The organism is Alteromonas abrolhosensis, assembly GCF_001953635.1.
Lineage (GTDB): Bacteria > Pseudomonadota > Gammaproteobacteria > Enterobacterales > Alteromonadaceae > Alteromonas > Alteromonas abrolhosensis.
This window is the reverse complement of the sequence record NZ_MEJH01000004.1, coordinates 48,984-64,644: the sequence shown is the minus strand read 5'-3', so window position 1 is coordinate 64,644 and position 15,661 is coordinate 48,984. Positions and strand designations below refer to the sequence as shown.

Genomic DNA, 15,661 nt, shown 5'->3' with positions numbered 1-15,661 from the left:
ATGCGTGCTTCAGCACGGGTATTTGTAGTTCACAACAAGACAAGCAGGTGTGTATGGCGCATTTTATTGACCGAAGGTTAAACAGCAAAGGTAAGAGTACGGTAAACCGCCAGCGCTTTATCAAGCGTTACAAACAGCAGATAAAGCGCGCTGTTTCTGATGCAGTGGGTAAACGTTCTGTTACCGACTTAGATTCTGGCGAGCAAATTAGCATTCCAGCCAGAGATATTTCTGAACCTATTTTTCATACTGGCCGCGGCGGCAGTAGAGATATTGTCCACCCCGGCAACGACCAATTCACTGCGGGTGATAAAATTGACAGACCGCCAGGCGGCGGTGGCAAGGGTGCAGGCGAAGGCGACGCTAGCAATGAAGGCGAAGGCCAGGATGAGTTTGTATTTTCTATTTCCAAAGACGAATATTTAGACCTACTTTTTGAAGATTTAGCGCTTCCCAATTTAAAGAAAAATCAATTTGATAAGGTCATCCAATACGAAACCTACCGCGCAGGCTATCAGACCGACGGCGTGCCAAGTAATTTAGATATCGTTCGCTCGCTCAAAGGCTCTGTGGCAAGGCGTATCGCCCTAAGCGGAAGTGATAGAAAGAAACTAAGAGAGCTTGAAGAAAAACTTGCCCTGCTTGTAGTAGACAAGCACGACAATACGTTAGCCATAAATGCATTAAAAGAAGAAATTGAAGCACTTAAAGCCAAAATAGCCCGAGTGCCTTTTATCGATACTTTCGATTTGCGCTTTAAGAACTATGACAAGCGCCCGCTTCCCTCAAGCAAAGCCGTAATGTTTTGTTTAATGGATGTATCTGGCTCTATGGACCAAGCCACCAAAGATATGGCTAAACGGTTTTATATCTTGCTGTATCTCTTTTTGACGCGAACCTACGAAAACGTAGACGTTGTGTACATTCGTCATCACACGCAAGCGAAAGAAGTGGACGAGCACGAGTTTTTCTATTCTCAAGAAACCGGCGGCACTATTGTTTCAAGTGCATTGAAGTTAATGGATGAAGTTGTCCGCGAGCGCTACAGCGATGGAAATTGGAATATCTATGCTGCACAAGCGTCAGATGGCGATAACTGGGCTGATGACTCGCCGCAGTGTCGTGACTTGCTCACCGCTAAACTGCTGCCCGCAACCCGTTACTATGCCTATATTGAAATAACCGAGAGGCAGCACCAAAGTTTGTGGCGTGAATACGAGAAAGTTGCCGCCACTCACGACAACTTTGTATGTAGGCACATACAAACACAGGCCGACATCTACCCTGTGTTCAGAGAGCTATTCAAACGCTCTGAACAAGATGCGCAGCAAGGAGCCTAATATGACAACCGACGCTATGGCAAAAGGAAACAGCAAGCCTGAAACATCAAAACGCCACTTATTAAGCGATGGGCCCGACTGGACGTTTCCACTTATCGAAGAGTATGAGCAACATATCGATCGCATCGCCAAAAAATTTAAGTTAGACACCTATCCCAATCAAATTGAGGTGATCACCGCAGAGCAGATGATGGATGCTTACGCCAGCATCGGCATGCCGCTTAACTACACGCACTGGAGCTTTGGCAAAAAGTTTATTCAAACTGAGCAACAATACCGTCGTGGACAAATGGGGCTGGCTTACGAAATCGTCATTAACTCTGACCCCTGCATTGCGTATTTAATGGAAGAGAACACCATTACCATGCAAGCGCTCGTTATGGCACATGCGTGCTACGGTCACAACTCATTCTTCAAAGGCAACTACTTATTTAAAACCTGGACCGATGCCAGCTCTATCATCGACTACCTGGTCTTTGCTAAAAACTACATTGCTAAATGCGAACAAAAATATGGATTTGATGAAGTCGAAAATATGCTCGACTCGTGCCACGCGCTAATGAATTACGGCGTTGACCGATACAAACGCCCGCAGAAAATTTCGTTACAAGAAGAGAAAAACAGACAAGAAGAGCGCGAGGCCTACCTGCAATCGCAAGTGAACGAGCTTTGGCGCACCCTGCCAAATAGCCCGCATAGCAAACACAAAGAAAAAATTCGTTTTCCGCAAGAGCCGCAAGAAAACCTGCTTTATTTTATTGAAAAAAACGCACCTTTACTTGAACCCTGGCAACGTGAAATTGTGCGTATTGTACGGAAAGTATCGCAGTATTTTTATCCGCAGAAACAAACTCAAGTAATGAATGAAGGATGGGCCTGTTTTTGGCACTACCACATTCTAAATGAGATGTATGACGAGGGTTTGGTCAGCGACCGCTTCATGATGGAGTTTTTGCACAGTCATTCAAGCGTCGTTATGCAGCCAGAGTACAACAGCCCTTATTACTCTGGCATCAATCCGTATGCTTTAGGCTTTTCCATGTTCATGGATATTAAACGGGTGTGTCAGTCCCCCACTGAAGAAGATTATAAATATCTTCCAAGTATTGCGGGAAAAGACTGGCTTGAGACCGTGCATTTCGCCATGGAAAATTTTAAAGATGAAAGTTTTATCAGTCAGTTTTTATCGCCTAAAGTTATTCGCGACTTTAAGTTATTCGCCCTTGAAGATGACACCACCAAGCCCTTTATTGCGGTAAGCGCTATCCATGACGAAATGGGTTATCAAATTATTAAAGAGAAGCTGTCTGCGCAATACAATTTGAGTAATTTAGAACCCAACATTCAGGTACATAACGTTGATGTAAGAGGCGACCGTTCGCTTACTCTTCGCTATATTCCTCAGCGAGGAATTCCGCTAGGTGATTCAAAAGATGAAGTCATGCGCCACCTACACAGGCTGTGGAAATTTGATGTGCGTTTAGAGCAAGACAATGGTGATGATGGTATTGACGTGATATCAGTGTGTAAACGTGCACCGCAGGCGTGAGCCTGCGGTCAACCCTCAGAACACGATTTTAAGCCGCCTTTGCACTTTCCATTTCTTTTCTGGAACACAGTAACAATGACAGTGCGCCTATTGCTGCAAAAACGGCTGCGGTAACGAACGTTTCATAGGCGTTAGTGCCTTGCTGCCACTGCTGCCCTGCCATGTAGTTGCCAAATGCGCCACCTAATCCAAATGCTATACTGATGTATACCGCTTGCCCTCGGCTTTGATACGCCTTCGGCAGGAACTGGTGGATAAAATGCACCGATACCGCATGCGTTAAACCAAAGCTTAACGCATGAATAAGCTGACTTAACACAATCACCATAAAGGTATCAGCGAACGCCGCCATGACATACCAGCGAAGCCCTGTCAGCGCGATGCTCACGAACAATAAATTCCACACGCCAAACTGACTGATAAGCCTGCGGGCAATAAGAAATATCCCCACCTCGGCAAGTACCCCAAGCGCGATAAAGATGCCAGTTTGTTGACCGCTGTAATCAAGGTCGCGCATGTAAAGTGCGAAAAATCCGTAATACGCACCAAAGCTAATTTGCAAACACGCTGAAGCGAAAATAAAGATGGCGAAAGGTTTTTGTTTGGCGTATTTCCAAATACTGCCCGTCGTAGAGGATTCAGGCGCAGCTTCTTTGGGCGCACGTATAAACAAGGTACTGATAAACAGTAACGCGAGTACGCCAATACTGGCGTGCACTGGCGTATCGGTAGAAAAAACATCTAGGGCCTTTCCTACACCGACCGTCAAACAAATAAAGCCAACGCTCCCCCATAGCCTTACCTGCCCATACGTGGCATTGGTTTTCGCCACCGTATTCATCGTGATAACTTCAAGCTGAGGCAACACCGCGGTCCAGAACATCATCATTAATCCGAAAGCCAGTGTAAGCCCCCAAAAGCTGGTGAAGTAGAACACTGAACTGAAAGTCAGTACGGTAAGCAAGCAGCCTAAACGCATTACGCCAATGGCATTACCCGTTTTATCGGCCACGCCAGCCCACAGGCCTGGCCCTAAAATACGCGCTAGCGTTATAACCGCAAAGAGTTCGCCGATTTCGGCAGAGGAAAATCCCCGCCCATCAAGGAAGATACCTAAATAAGGCACAAGCACGCCAAGCTGACCGAAGTAAAGCCAGTAGGTGATAGCAAGAATAAAAAGGCCGGTTTTGCTGCTTGCTGGGCTCGCCGCAGTATTGTTGGCATCGTTTAGGCCATTTGGTGACAATTCACATCTCCATATGCAAAAACGCCACTAGCGCAGAACCGGCAGTGGCGAATGATAAAATTAATTAGCGCAACATGCGCTCATGCTGCGTGTATCTTTAATCCGCGTTAGCGTCGCAGTCTTGGCATTGCGGTCTTGCGATTAAAAAAACTGCTATGCCTGACCCGCAATTGGTTTCGTGGTCGACTGCACACCGGCATTTTGCGCGCGGTGGCGCAGCAGATGATCCATCAATACCAGTGCCAGCATGGCTTCGGCAATAGGTACAGCACGGATACCCACACACGGGTCGTGACGACCTTTGGTGACGATATCGATTTCCTCATTGTCTTTATTGATAGTTTTACCGGGAACCGAAATACTTGAGGTCGGCTTGAGCGCCATGTGTACTTCAATATCCTGACCTGTAGAGATGCCGCCTAGCACGCCACCTGCATGATTAGACGTGAACCCTTCTGGAGTAAGCGTGTCTCGGTGCTCACTGCCTTTTTGATTAATAACATCAAACCCATCACCAATTTCAACGCCCTTTACAGCGTTAATACCCATCATGGCGTGTGCGATTTCAGCATCTAGTCTATCGAAAACAGGCTCGCCTAGGCCTACAGGCACATTCTTCGCTACAACCGACACTTTCGCACCAATACTGTCACCAGACTTTTTAAGGTCTCGCATGTACTCGTCCAGCGCGTCAAGCTTAGACTCGTCTGGGCAGAAAAACGGGTTAGTGTTAGTTACGCTGTGATCAACCTTATCTATAGTTACCGGCCCAAGCTGAGACAAATAGCCCAACACTTCAATACCGTGCACTTCTTTAAGGTACTTTTTCGCAATACCACCTGCAGCTACGCGAATAGCCGTTTCACGTGCAGACGAACGCCCACCACCGCGGTAGTCACGGCTTCCGTACTTTTGATCGTAGGTATAGTCGGCGTGGCCTGGACGAAAGCGGTCCTTGATATTGCCGTAATCCTGGCTTCGCTGATCTTTATTTTTAATCAATAAACCAATACTGGTGCCAGTAGTTTTACCTTCAAATACGCCAGATAAAATTTGTACTTCATCGTCTTCTCTTCGCGCCGTAGTATAGCGAGAAGTGCCAGGCTTACGTCTGTCTAAATCAATCTGAAGATCCGCTTCAGTGATCTCCAGTCCTGGAGGGCAACCGTCTACTACACCGCCAATTGCAATGCCGTGGCTTTCACCAAACGTGGTTACAGTGAAAAGTTTTCCGAAGCTGTTACCTGACATAATTAACTATTAATCCTTACTACTAAAATACTGTACTAGTGTGTCTTTGCGTACGGCGAAAATACCTGAACCACCGTTATCGAATTCAAGCCAAATTACTTCTAATCCGGGGAACCTTTCGCTCATGTGCACTTCGCTATTTCCAACTTCAACGAATAACCAGCCACCGTCATTAAGGTAAGTTGGCGCCTCTTTAAGCATGATATCTACCAGTTCCAGACCGTCTTCACCTGCGGCAAGGGCTAGCTCAGGCTCGTGGTGATACTCTTCAGGCAGGTCAGCCATGTCCTCGGCGTCAACATAAGGTGGGTTAGACACGATAAGGTCGTATTTCTGCCCTTCTAAACTTGAAAACAGGTCAGACTGGATTGGATAAACACGGTGGCTAAGACCATGCTCCTGAATATTGATATCAGCTACTTCCAATGCATCTGTGCTGATATCAACGGCATCCACCTGCGCCTCTGGGTATGCATGAGCAAGCGCAATAGCAATACACGCACCGCCCGTGCACATATCGAGGATAGTGTTTGGCGTCGACTCTACAAATGGCGCAAACTCTTTTTGAATAAGTTCAGCAAATGGAGAGCGAGGAATGAGCACTCGCTTGTCTACGTAGAACGGCATACCACAGAACCAGGCTTCATTTGTGATATAAGGCAATGGCATGCGAGTTTGCACGCGCTTTAAAACAAGCTCTGCAATTTTCTCTCGCTCGCTTTTCGTTAAGCGAGACGTCATTACACTGTCCCCAACTTGCTCTAATATAGGATGAGGCAAATGTAAGGCTTGCATAACTAGGCTTGTCGCTTCATCCCATGCATTGTCAGTACCATGACCAAAGTACAAGGCCGCATCGTTAAAACGGCTGGTTGCCCATCGTGTCATATCTAACAGGGTATGCAGATCTTCAATGGCTTCTTCAAGGTAAAACTTATCGGTCATGGCGTTTGGGTACATCAAAAATTTCAAAGCTGGTATCATACCCAAACTTCATGCCGATTCACATAATTAACTACGTGCCGAATCTTTCTATTCGTTATAATTTAGGCGTTTTGAATCGTTAAACTCGAGTGTATTAACCCAAGCTATCGTTGATGAAAACCTTCAAAAAAGAACTCAAAGCCTTAAAGAAGCAGCTTTCTGAACCTAAACGCCATAAAAGTCAGGCGAGACAGGAGGGCGCCCGTAATGGAAATACGTCTACGAATACCGAGGAAGAGACCTTTTCATTTGCCGATGCTATGCAGGGAGTGACGCCTTTATCACAGGATAAAGTTGAGCCTGATAAGCAAGTTGAATTACTTAAGAAGTCGCAGCAGGTAAAAGGTAAACACCTAAAACACAGCAAGCAATTAGCGGCAAGCTTCGACTTTTCTGATATGTATCAGGCAGCACTGCCTCAGGAAGGGCCAATGCGTTTTTGTCAGGAAGGTGAGTCGACGCATATTTTAAAGCAGTTGCGCCGCGGCGACTACTCGCCAGAAATGACCTTAGATTTACATGGCCTTACCCGCGAGATGGCGAAAGCCGAGCTTGCCGCACTTATTCACACCGCAAGAAAAGAACTGATAGATTGCGTGTGCGTAATGCATGGCTTTGGTCAGGGCGTATTAAAAGCCGCCCTGCCCCATTACTTAGTTCAGCACCCACACGTACGTGCGTTTCATCAAGCGCCACTCGAATATGGTGGACAAGCAGCGCTACTGGTACTCATCGACATACCGCTTCAAAACAAAAAGCGTTAATTTGCGCATGAGCAGCCATACACGGTGATTTATTTGTCTTCATCTGCACTGTTGTGCATAAACAAATAAGTGTAATACATCATCATCGCTACAATAATGCCTATTCCTAGCAGTGAGCCCCATACCACGGGATCTTTCATCATAGTCCACAACATAAGTAATCTCCTCTTCAACTAAGTGAATAGTAGAAGAGGCGTTGAGTAGAAGTTGTGATCCAGATCAAACTAGGTTTCCGGCTTATGTCAGACCTCTTAGTGAATTGATCTAGGTCAATTTTGCTATGTATTTGTTCAGGTCCCATTGCTATCGATGCACTCACTATTATTGATAATTATGGCGTCACTTGTAGCGGTTAAAAATATTCAAATTCCCTTCTCGCCCCAACATCAGCTCGGCGCTTCTGCATAGCTCTTCCATAGACTCACTTATCTTAATTTCAAAATTAGGACTGGTTGCTCGCAAGCTGTGATGAAAGATTTTGGCGTTGGTGTGAGTGGCTAGGAGCAGAAAGCCAAGACAGCCATATGATTTTAAGAATGGTAAACGTGAACAAAGTTGCGCCGCTGCAGTGTTGGTAATAGTAAGACTCTTATCAGGTATCGAGAAAATAACCCATTCATCGAGCTTCCTCCCCTCTTTAACAATGTGTACAAACCACTCTTCAACGGTTCTCTCTTCATAAACGTTGCTTGGTATGTCGAAAAGGACATTGTTTACGTTGAAAAAGCGATATTGGTGCTGACTTCCTACCATGGCTACCTCCTGTTATGCCTTCATAGAATTGGTAGCGTAATGTGCTCACCAAGGATCAATATCGATAGAAGAACAAGCTTGCTTATTTATACGCGTTATATCTATCGTTTGGCACTATTGAGCTGATCAACGCTGCGGGCTTGCACACTAGCCAGTACTCTTTCACTGAGCCATTGTGTTGCTAAAGTCGTGTCATCAAAATATTCAAATGCGAGTGTTGAAGACTCATAAACGCGAGACCAAAACTTCTTCTGCATTTCCACACCTTCTGCCTCGTGGAGTACCACTGCTGTGGCAACGAGCCCCAAGGCCACCGCTTTGCTAACAATCTCTTGTCCCGCATTAGTTGCCTGCATTGGCGCAAGCGCCAGACCATGCACATTCACTAAACTGCCCCAACACGGACTGTCGATTGTTTTTCTTTGCGCTCCAACCACACGCTCATATTTTTGCATAAACTCAAGATTGAACGGACCTACTAAGTCTATATGCAGAATTTTTTGCGTGGGTTGATAGTGTGCGTGAACTTCTCCGTGCGCACTGAACCTGTCTTTATCCATATACTCCTCCACTTAAAAAGTATAAGACAAGATGGAATTTTTGCGGTGTTAATTGAACAGCCATATTGAGAAAACAAATTAATTACCAAAAAGGTATTGCAAATAATTCTCATTTACACTATCTTGTAAATGCCTGTTCGACGTTGGGTAAAAAACGGTCTTGGCTTAGCGTCGCTGAGGGATAGACGCCCGTCTATCCCTCATTTTTTTCTCTACTATATTCTTCTTTTCATCCATTTTTATAGACGCATAAAAAAAGCGACTAAAACGTCGCTTTTTCGTCCAGAAGCCTTAGCTAAATAACTTCATAAACCAACCTTTTTGAAGATCCTCTTCGCAGGTTTTGAGTTGGGTTGCGTAGCGCAGTGACCGCGCTTTAACCTTTGACGCCACTTTCTTTAGCCACGGCTTTCTATCATAGCTTCTACGTTTGTACCCGCCCCACCCTTCGTGATAGTTAAGGTATTGCGCGTAAGCATCCCATTTAGAAATACCGTTCACTTTTTGTGACTTATAAATAAACCAGCCCATAAAGTCGATGGCGTCTTCGAAATCATCACGGTCCGCGCCACTGTTGTCTGTCTCTCTCATGTAGTCAGACCATGTAGGTGTTTTCGCTTGTGAATACCCATAAGCTGAACTTACGCGTCCCCAAGGTATAAGCCCGAAGAAGACGTAATCTCGTGGTGGAAGCGCATCGTGACGAAAAGAACTTTCCTGATACATCATGGCCATTGGAACATGGATGGGCACGCCCCACTTATCGCGGGCATCAGCAGCTGCATCATACCAATCGTCCTTTTCGTAGAATATTTCGCACAAATTACTGATGTCTTTAGGAGGCGTAGTTGCACACCCAGCGATAAGTAGTGGAAAAAGAACGATGAGAGTTGATAAAAAAATAACCAATTTTTTGAACTTTTGGTTCATAGCTTGTCTTAACTAATGTTCTAGTAAAATGTGTGTTTCCCTGGAACCCTTCGATGCCTGACCTATGTCAGGCATTTTTTTTTGCTGGGGCTTCAGCGAAATAATCACGAATAAATGTATCAAAGTCTTTAACATCAGCAGCTTCAATTGCTTTTTGAGCAGCAAACGACGCGTCAGCTTGGGCGGCAAAACCGACAGCATCGGTATCCGTATATTCAAAAGACTTCATCTCAGCTTGATAAGCCTGTGCCAGCTCTAAGCCCAACACACCATTATCTTTATTACTTTCTAACAGGGTAGCAAGTAATTTTCCAGAAGGCGTTAACGCAGGGTCATTCACTTTTTCAGCTTCTTCCTTAACCGCCTGCGTATAACGCGACGTATCATTGGCTAAGTCGAGTAATTCAGCCGCTTGTTCGAAGGACTTAAACAGCGAAGCGCACCAGTTGGGTAGTGAAATATCTTGACCGCCATTTTTTAATAGCAAATCAGGGTTTCGCCCCTCTAACACCACTTTGTTCATATTCTCTTTAGCTTCTTTAAGCTGCGCTTCATCAAGTTCTGCACTTGGCATTAGTAAGCACGCAACTAAGAATACATCTAAGAAATCGAATTGAGTCTGTGAAATACCTATTGCCGAAAACGGATTAACATCGAGAGCGCGCACTTCGATGTAGCTTATACCGCGTCGAACCAGCGCATCTGTAGGCTTTTCCATTGATTGAGTTGGCTGTTTAGGGCGTATAGGCGAGTACAGTTCATTCTCAATTTGGATGATATTGCGACTTAACTGCTGGTAATTACCCTCTTCGCCTGCGGCAAACTGACTAAAACGGGAGGACGGCGTATTCATTGCTTCGCGCAACAAGGTGACATAGTTGTCTAACTTGTTATAACAAATTTTAAGCGACGATTGCTCTGCACTTGTATAGCCTAAATCGCTCATACGAAGTGATGTGGCATAGGGCATATACACCGTGCCTTTGCCTACCTTTTTAAAAGGTAATGCATGCTGCTTTCCTTTTAAAAACGACCCACACAACGCGGGGGATGCACCGTACAAATAAGGAATAAGCCAACACAGTCTGCGGTAATTGCGAATTAATCCAAAGTAATCGGCTGAAGTCTGCTCTTGAGAATGTTCTTTCCCGTTCAATTGTGCCCATAGCTTCCAAAACGATTCGGGAAGGGAGAAATTGAAATGCACGCCGGCAATTGCCTGCATCATGCTGCCGTAGCGGTTTTTCAGGCCAATACGATATACGCGCTTCATCTTACCCACATTCGACTCACCAAAATAGGCGATGGGAATGTGCGCTTCATCTTCAATAAAGCATGGCATACTAAGCGGCCATATTTGCTCGTCACCTATATTATCAATAACGAATTTATGGATATCTTTTAACTGCGAAATCGTTTTGGCAGCGCTGTTCTCTGGAGGCGTAATAAACTCAAGCAACGATTCAGAAAAATCGGTGGTGATTGAATCATGGGTTAGCGCAGATCCCAGCGGCTTAGGATGAGGGGTTTGCGCTAATGTACCGTTCGGGTTTATACGAAGGGCTTCGCGCTCGACACCGCGCTTAATATCTTTTAGCGCAGCGAGAAACTCGGGGGACTTAAGCGCAGCAATGCGCGCTTCAAAACGGGATGAGTCTACAGTCAAAATGGTGGTCCGTTATGTCAATATTGCCCCCTGTTATGGGGGGCAATAGTGGAAATTCAACAAAATCAATCTATCAGTTTAACGTTTCTCGGGTATTACTCTCTACTGATAACTCGATAATTGGCATTGATAGCGCGTTTAACTGAGGCAAAATTTTAGCTTTGTCGCCTACTACAATAATTTGCATCTTGTCGAGATTCAAATATTGCTTTGCCAACGCATCCATCGTTTCCTTATCGATATTGTTGATAATATCAATTTGCTCTTTACGATAGCCTTTATCAAGACCATAGCTAAGCAGCTGTCTTAAAAAGCGCGCTTTGCTGGTAGGTGTTTCAAATTCAAGTGCATCGCTTAGCGTAAAGGCATTACGCATGAATGCAATTTCTTCCTCGGTTACGCCTTCAGTGCGGTAGCGATTAATCTCTTTCAAAATTTCAGCAATACCTTCACCTGTATTGGCAACAGTGAGGTCGGTACTTGCTTCAAACCAACCAAGGGTTTTACCACCGACGAAACCACTATTTGCTCCATAGGTGAAGCCTTTATCTTCTCGAAGGTTAAGATTAATGCGGCTATTAAATGCCCCCCCTAATGGGAAGTTCATAAGGCGAGACTTAAAGTGATCGCCTGTCGCATCAAAAGGTAAGCTTCTATCAACAATAAATACTACCGACTGTACCGCTTCTGGGCTATCTACCAAGAAGATTTGGTTTTCATCATACTTGGGGAAGTCGCTGTAATCAGCAAATTCATAAGTATTACCCTTCCACTGACCAATAAAGTCTAGTGTATTCACCATGTCTTTTTTCGGTAAGTTACCAACAACGACAATACTCGCTTTATCTGGCGAATAGTAATTCTTATAGAACGTTTTAACGTCTTCTAACGTGATATTTTGCATTGTCTGCAGCGTGCCTTCATCCGGCAAGCTCACGCGGTTCTCTTCACCAAACAAAATGAGGTCTCGTGCGCGGCGAGCTAGACTAGACGGCGTTTTCGCTTGTTGCTGCAAGCCTTGTACAACGCGCTCTTTCATACGATCAAAATCTTCTTGAGTGAACGCAGGGTTGAACAACTTTTCTTTTAGCAGCGCTAAGGTTTCATCTAAATGCTTGGTTAAGGTAGAAACGTACACTTGTGAGTATCTACCTGCAGTACTAAATCGGATAGCGCTACCCAGTTTTGCAAGTTCACTGGCTAATTCTTCATTGCTGTAATGCTTAGTGCTTTCATTCATAAGTAACGCAGTTAAGTAAGCCGTACCCGCTTTACCTTCAGGGTCTAGCAACATGCCTCCATCCATGCCTAATGTAAGCGTTACCGTTGGCGTTTCAGTGCTGGTTACGCCAAGTATTTCAATGCCGTTAGCAAGTTCAGATTCCCAATAATCAGGAACTTCCACAACCGGTGCTTCACCGGCTTTCGGCATTACATTTCTATCAAAGCTAGGGGCTGTATTGGTGGATAGGGCACTGGAAAAGGCTTCGTCATCAGACACTTCTACCGTATCGATTTCAATATTTCTCACCGGCCGTTCAAAGGTTTGCTCCGCCGCAGCCAGCTGAACCTGCCCTTTTGGCACCACGCTTAACACAACGCTGTTGGCATCTTTAATATATTTGTTGTAAACACGCATAACGTCTTCAGCAGTTACGGCGTTGTAGCGCGCAATATCTTCGGCAATCAAATCTGGCGTTTGGTAAAAGGTTTCGTTAGCGGCAAGGGCTGACACTTTGCCCGACACACTTTGTAAGCCAAATACCGTACGCGCTTCAATTTGTCCTTTTGTACGCGCTAAATCATCTGCCGTTACACCACGTGTCTCAAACTCTTTTAGGGTTTCATTCAGTACGTTCTGGAGAGTAGAAAGTGAGGTAATTTTTGCAGGGTTAGCCAAAGCGAGTAGCTGGAATTCACAGGCAAGTTCGCGGCAAGGATGAGACACCACAGCTTGCACAGCCATGCCCTCTTTCACTAGGTTTTTGTAAAACAGTGAGGTTTTTCCACCGCCTAAAATATCGGCCAACACGTCGAGTGGCGCTTCGTCTTCGTGGCGACCATACACAGTAGGGTAAGTTATTTGCAGAAGTGGAAGATGAACTTTATCTTCTAACGTTACATAACGGGTTTCGTCTAACGTTACTGGCTGAGGCTCGGGCTCTTCTACTTTCGGGCCTGTTGGGATTTCACCAAAGTATTTATTCACCCACGCTTTGGTTTTGGCTACGTCGATATCGCCACCAATAGTAAGGACCGCATTGTTCGGGCCATACCAGCGTTTAAAAAAGGCTTTTAGGTCATTGACGTCAACCCTATCTAAATCTTCTACATAGCCGATAGTCATCCACGAGTATGGATGCCCTTCTGGGTATAGCGCTTCACCATTAAGCTCGAAACGCAATCCATAAGGCTGGTTATCCACCCGTTGGGCGCGCTCGTTTTTAACCGTTTCTCTTTGGTTTTCAAACTTCGTTTGGTCTACGGCTTCTAACAGGTAGCCCATTCTGTCAGACTCTAGCCAAAGGACTTTCTCCAATTGGTTAGCCGGTACGGTTTCAAAATAGTTTGTGCGATCGGTATTGGTTGTGCCGTTTAAGTTACCGCCCGACTCTGTAATCACCTTGAAATGTTGCTCATCGGCAACGTGTTTTGAGCCTTGAAACATCATGTGTTCAAAAAAGTGAGCAAATCCTGATTTACCTACCTCTTCTCGCGCAGAACCAACGTGATAGGTAACATCAACGTGAACCAGTGGATCAGAATGGTCTTCGTGCAGAATGACGGTAAGTCCGTTATCCAAGGTGTATTTTTCGTAGGGAATAGAAACTGAGTTCAGCGTACCTTTTTGAAATTCTGTTTGTACATCAGCTTTGTTTTCGCTTTGTTCCACTGGTGCGTGCTGGCACGCTGATACGACTATCACTCCCAAAGTCATACAGAGAGTACGTAGGGCCAGTTTTCCTGACATGATGATTCCTTTTAAATTACGACACGTTTTTCGCATTGCGCTTCATGTTCAATGGGCTAAAGCAGAGCTTCCCCCCCTAGGTACGCATACGAATTTTCGAAGACTACCAGACTTTTTAACGCTTTACTTGTTTCGACTTTGCTATGATTGTATTAATTTGTGTATTTCTGAAATACACTTACACTTCATAGTCTTTTGTAAAAAAGGTTTTAGCCAGTTTAATTCGGTAAGTAGTACGAATGAGCTGACAAATGGTTTCCATTTGGAATAAAAAAGCGGTTAAAAGGATAGTTGCATGGATCAGTCAACAACAGTGCTCGATATTGATTTCGGAATGTCACAGTTAAGTGGTAATAAAAAACTGTTGTTCACCCTACTAGGTAAGTTTACGGACGAATACCGTTCTCTTGACGCTGACTTACAAGCGCATGTTGCTAAGGGTGACTTTAATGAAGCCTACTCTCTTGTTCACACTCTCAAAGGGGTAACAGGAAATTTAGGTTTATTCGCCTTACACAACGCGAGCAAGCCTATAGAAAGTGGCTTTAGGAACGACAAGCGAGTAGCGGAAGAATACCCGGCTTTTATCGCTGTATTAGACGAAACTATTGCTGCTGTAGACACATTAATTAAAGAGCCTGAAGTCGCTCCTTCTGCCTCGACACCTGCAAATGGTGCAGCGGCAGGGCAAGCCCGCAAGCAATTAATGGCAGCACTGAAAGCCAGCGAATTTATCGCTCAGGACAAACTGGATGAATGGCTAGATGCCTTAGGCTTGCCTCAAGACAAACGGGCAGCCATTATTGATGCAGTTGACGAACTTGATTATGAAGAAGCCATCTCTGAGTTAGAAAATAGCTAGTGCAGCCAATCCCTATTCTTTTTGAAAATGCTGATCTCATTGTTGTAAACAAGCCTGTTGGCATTGCTATGCACGACGCTGTCGATGAGATCGGCGCCAACGTTAATACTGAAATAAGCGGCAAATCTGAAAAAATAGATGGTATTGTCACACGATTAAAGAAGCAGTTAGCCGTTACAGAATTGCATCTTTGCCATCGCTTAGATACAGGCACATCAGGCTGTTTGTGTCTTGCTAAAAATGCAGCAGTGGCCAGTGAAATTGGCGAGCTTTTTTCATCACGACGTGTGAGCAAATACTACTTGGCGCTAAGCGATCACAAGCCTAAAAAGAAACAAGGCATGATAATGGGCGATATGAAAAATCGTCGAGGCGGCCAGCGGATTTTGCTAAAAACCTCAGAAAATCCAGCTATTACTCAGTTTTTCAGTAACGCCGCCAAGCCCGGTACGCGGGGCTTTGTCGTAAAGCCTCACTCGGGGAAAACCCATCAAATTCGTGTTGCGCTTAAAAGCATCGGCGCACCTATTCTAGGTGATACACTTTATGGCGGTGAGGCATCAGACAGGCTGTATCTTCATGCATGGCATTTGCACCTTCCTTTATCTTCTGGTGAATTAGCAGTAACTGCACATTTTGATACAGGTGAAGTAATTAAAGAAGCCGATGTGCAGACTTGGTACAACGGGCTTAATGCACCAGAAACCTATCCATGGCCTTCCCTGCCCGCACGCTTTTTTCCGGCGTGCCAGGGGAAAACGCGAACGGCCTAATAGGTGCTAATA

General features: G+C 45.1%; 14 protein-coding genes. 5 read left to right on the top strand and 9 right to left on the bottom strand.

All coding sequences use genetic code 11. The annotated features are described in order from the left end of the window. The first annotated feature begins 53 nt into the window (after positions 1-53). Together BGK61_RS07740 and BGK61_RS07735 are read left to right on the top strand one after the other, a co-directional pair. Positions 54-1,340: a YeaH/YhbH family protein gene (locus BGK61_RS07740; protein ID WP_014997747.1), complete on the top strand. Its 1,287-nt coding sequence runs from the start codon at positions 54-56 to the stop codon at positions 1,338-1,340. 1 nt (position 1,341) lies between these two features. Then, positions 1,342-2,889, top strand: a complete 1,548-nt coding sequence (locus BGK61_RS07735) for a SpoVR family protein (RefSeq protein ID WP_014997746.1) — start codon at positions 1,342-1,344, stop codon at positions 2,887-2,889. A 28-nt stretch (positions 2,890-2,917) separates the two neighbouring features. Here BGK61_RS07735 and BGK61_RS07730 read toward each other — a convergent pair whose 3' ends face one another. The 3 genes from BGK61_RS07730 to prmB form a co-directional block, all read right to left on the bottom strand. Continuing rightward, positions 2,918-4,135: an MFS transporter gene (locus BGK61_RS07730; protein WP_014997745.1), complete on the bottom strand. Its 1,218-nt coding sequence runs from the start codon at positions 4,133-4,135 to the stop codon at positions 2,918-2,920. 153 nt (positions 4,136-4,288) lie between these two features. After that, positions 4,289-5,386: a chorismate synthase gene (gene aroC / locus BGK61_RS07725; RefSeq protein ID WP_014997744.1), complete on the bottom strand. Its 1,098-nt coding sequence runs from the start codon at positions 5,384-5,386 to the stop codon at positions 4,289-4,291. A 9-nt stretch (positions 5,387-5,395) separates the two neighbouring features. Then, the gene (gene prmB / locus BGK61_RS07720; RefSeq protein WP_076012592.1) at positions 5,396-6,331 is read right to left on the bottom strand and encodes a 50S ribosomal protein L3 N(5)-glutamine methyltransferase; all 936 of its coding nucleotides are present in this window, start codon (positions 6,329-6,331) and stop codon (positions 5,396-5,398) included. A 152-nt stretch (positions 6,332-6,483) separates the two neighbouring features. Between prmB and smrB the strand changes: the two genes are divergently transcribed. Next, positions 6,484-7,134 carry an endonuclease SmrB gene (smrB, locus tag BGK61_RS07715; protein WP_076012590.1) on the top strand — a complete coding sequence of 217 codons (651 nt, stop codon included), beginning with the start codon at positions 6,484-6,486 and terminating at the stop codon, positions 7,132-7,134. Positions 7,135-7,163: 29 nt separating this feature from the next. Here smrB and BGK61_RS19805 read toward each other — a convergent pair whose 3' ends face one another. The 6 genes from BGK61_RS19805 to BGK61_RS07690 all read right to left on the bottom strand — a co-directional run bounded on the left by BGK61_RS19805 (position 7,164) and on the right by BGK61_RS07690 (position 14,014). Continuing rightward, positions 7,164-7,289: a hypothetical protein gene (locus tag BGK61_RS19805; protein ID WP_012517787.1), complete on the bottom strand. Its 126-nt coding sequence runs from the start codon at positions 7,287-7,289 to the stop codon at positions 7,164-7,166. Positions 7,290-7,473: 184 nt separating this feature from the next. Continuing rightward, on the bottom strand, positions 7,474-7,887 hold the full coding sequence (locus BGK61_RS07710) for a hypothetical protein (protein WP_076012589.1): 414 nt from the start codon (positions 7,885-7,887) through the stop codon (positions 7,474-7,476). A 101-nt stretch (positions 7,888-7,988) separates the two neighbouring features. Then, positions 7,989-8,447, bottom strand: coding sequence for a hypothetical protein (locus BGK61_RS07705; RefSeq protein WP_014997741.1), 459 nt, complete (start codon positions 8,445-8,447; stop codon positions 7,989-7,991). A gap of 291 nt (positions 8,448-8,738) precedes the next feature. Next, the gene (locus BGK61_RS07700) at positions 8,739-9,377 is read right to left on the bottom strand and encodes a transglycosylase SLT domain-containing protein (protein WP_014997740.1); all 639 of its coding nucleotides are present in this window, start codon (positions 9,375-9,377) and stop codon (positions 8,739-8,741) included. A gap of 67 nt (positions 9,378-9,444) precedes the next feature. Next, entirely contained in the window at positions 9,445-11,043 is a 1,599-nt protein-coding gene (gene gshA / locus BGK61_RS07695) for a glutamate--cysteine ligase (RefSeq protein ID WP_014997739.1), read from the bottom strand. Positions 11,044-11,116: 73 nt separating this feature from the next. Beyond that, the gene (locus BGK61_RS07690) at positions 11,117-14,014 is read right to left on the bottom strand and encodes a M16 family metallopeptidase (protein ID WP_076012588.1); all 2,898 of its coding nucleotides are present in this window, start codon (positions 14,012-14,014) and stop codon (positions 11,117-11,119) included. Positions 14,015-14,309: 295 nt separating this feature from the next. Here BGK61_RS07690 and BGK61_RS07685 point away from each other — a divergent pair, with 295 nt between their 5' ends. Further along, a complete protein-coding gene (locus tag BGK61_RS07685; RefSeq protein ID WP_076012586.1) occupies positions 14,310-14,876 on the top strand; it encodes an Hpt domain-containing protein in 567 nt (188 codons plus the stop codon). Continuing rightward, positions 14,876-15,649 (top strand): pseudouridine synthase, encoded by a 774-nt coding sequence (locus tag BGK61_RS07680; RefSeq protein WP_014997736.1) that lies wholly within the window; start codon positions 14,876-14,878, stop codon positions 15,647-15,649. The genes BGK61_RS07685 and BGK61_RS07680 overlap by 1 nt, the downstream gene beginning before the upstream one ends. The last annotated feature ends 12 nt before the right edge of the window (positions 15,650-15,661 follow it).

Coding starts and splice junctions, on each gene's coding strand:
- BGK61_RS07705 (WP_014997741.1), bottom strand. CDS start 8,447: ATGGATAAAGACAGGTTCAGTGCGCACGGAGAAGTTCACGCACACTAT.
- BGK61_RS07690 (WP_076012588.1), bottom strand. CDS start 14,014: ATGTCAGGAAAACTGGCCCTACGTACTCTCTGTATGACTTTGGGAGTG.
- BGK61_RS07735 (WP_014997746.1), top strand. CDS start 1,342: ATGACAACCGACGCTATGGCAAAAGGAAACAGCAAGCCTGAAACATCA.
- BGK61_RS07740 (WP_014997747.1), top strand. CDS start 54: ATGGCGCATTTTATTGACCGAAGGTTAAACAGCAAAGGTAAGAGTACG.
- aroC (WP_014997744.1), bottom strand. CDS start 5,386: ATGTCAGGTAACAGCTTCGGAAAACTTTTCACTGTAACCACGTTTGGT.
- prmB (WP_076012592.1), bottom strand. CDS start 6,331: ATGACCGATAAGTTTTACCTTGAAGAAGCCATTGAAGATCTGCATACC.
- BGK61_RS07700 (WP_014997740.1), bottom strand. CDS start 9,377: ATGAACCAAAAGTTCAAAAAATTGGTTATTTTTTTATCAACTCTCATC.
- smrB (WP_076012590.1), top strand. CDS start 6,484: ATGAAAACCTTCAAAAAAGAACTCAAAGCCTTAAAGAAGCAGCTTTCT.
- BGK61_RS07685 (WP_076012586.1), top strand. CDS start 14,310: ATGGATCAGTCAACAACAGTGCTCGATATTGATTTCGGAATGTCACAG.
- BGK61_RS07710 (WP_076012589.1), bottom strand. CDS start 7,887: ATGGTAGGAAGTCAGCACCAATATCGCTTTTTCAACGTAAACAATGTC.
- BGK61_RS19805 (WP_012517787.1), bottom strand. CDS start 7,289: ATGTTGTGGACTATGATGAAAGATCCCGTGGTATGGGGCTCACTGCTA.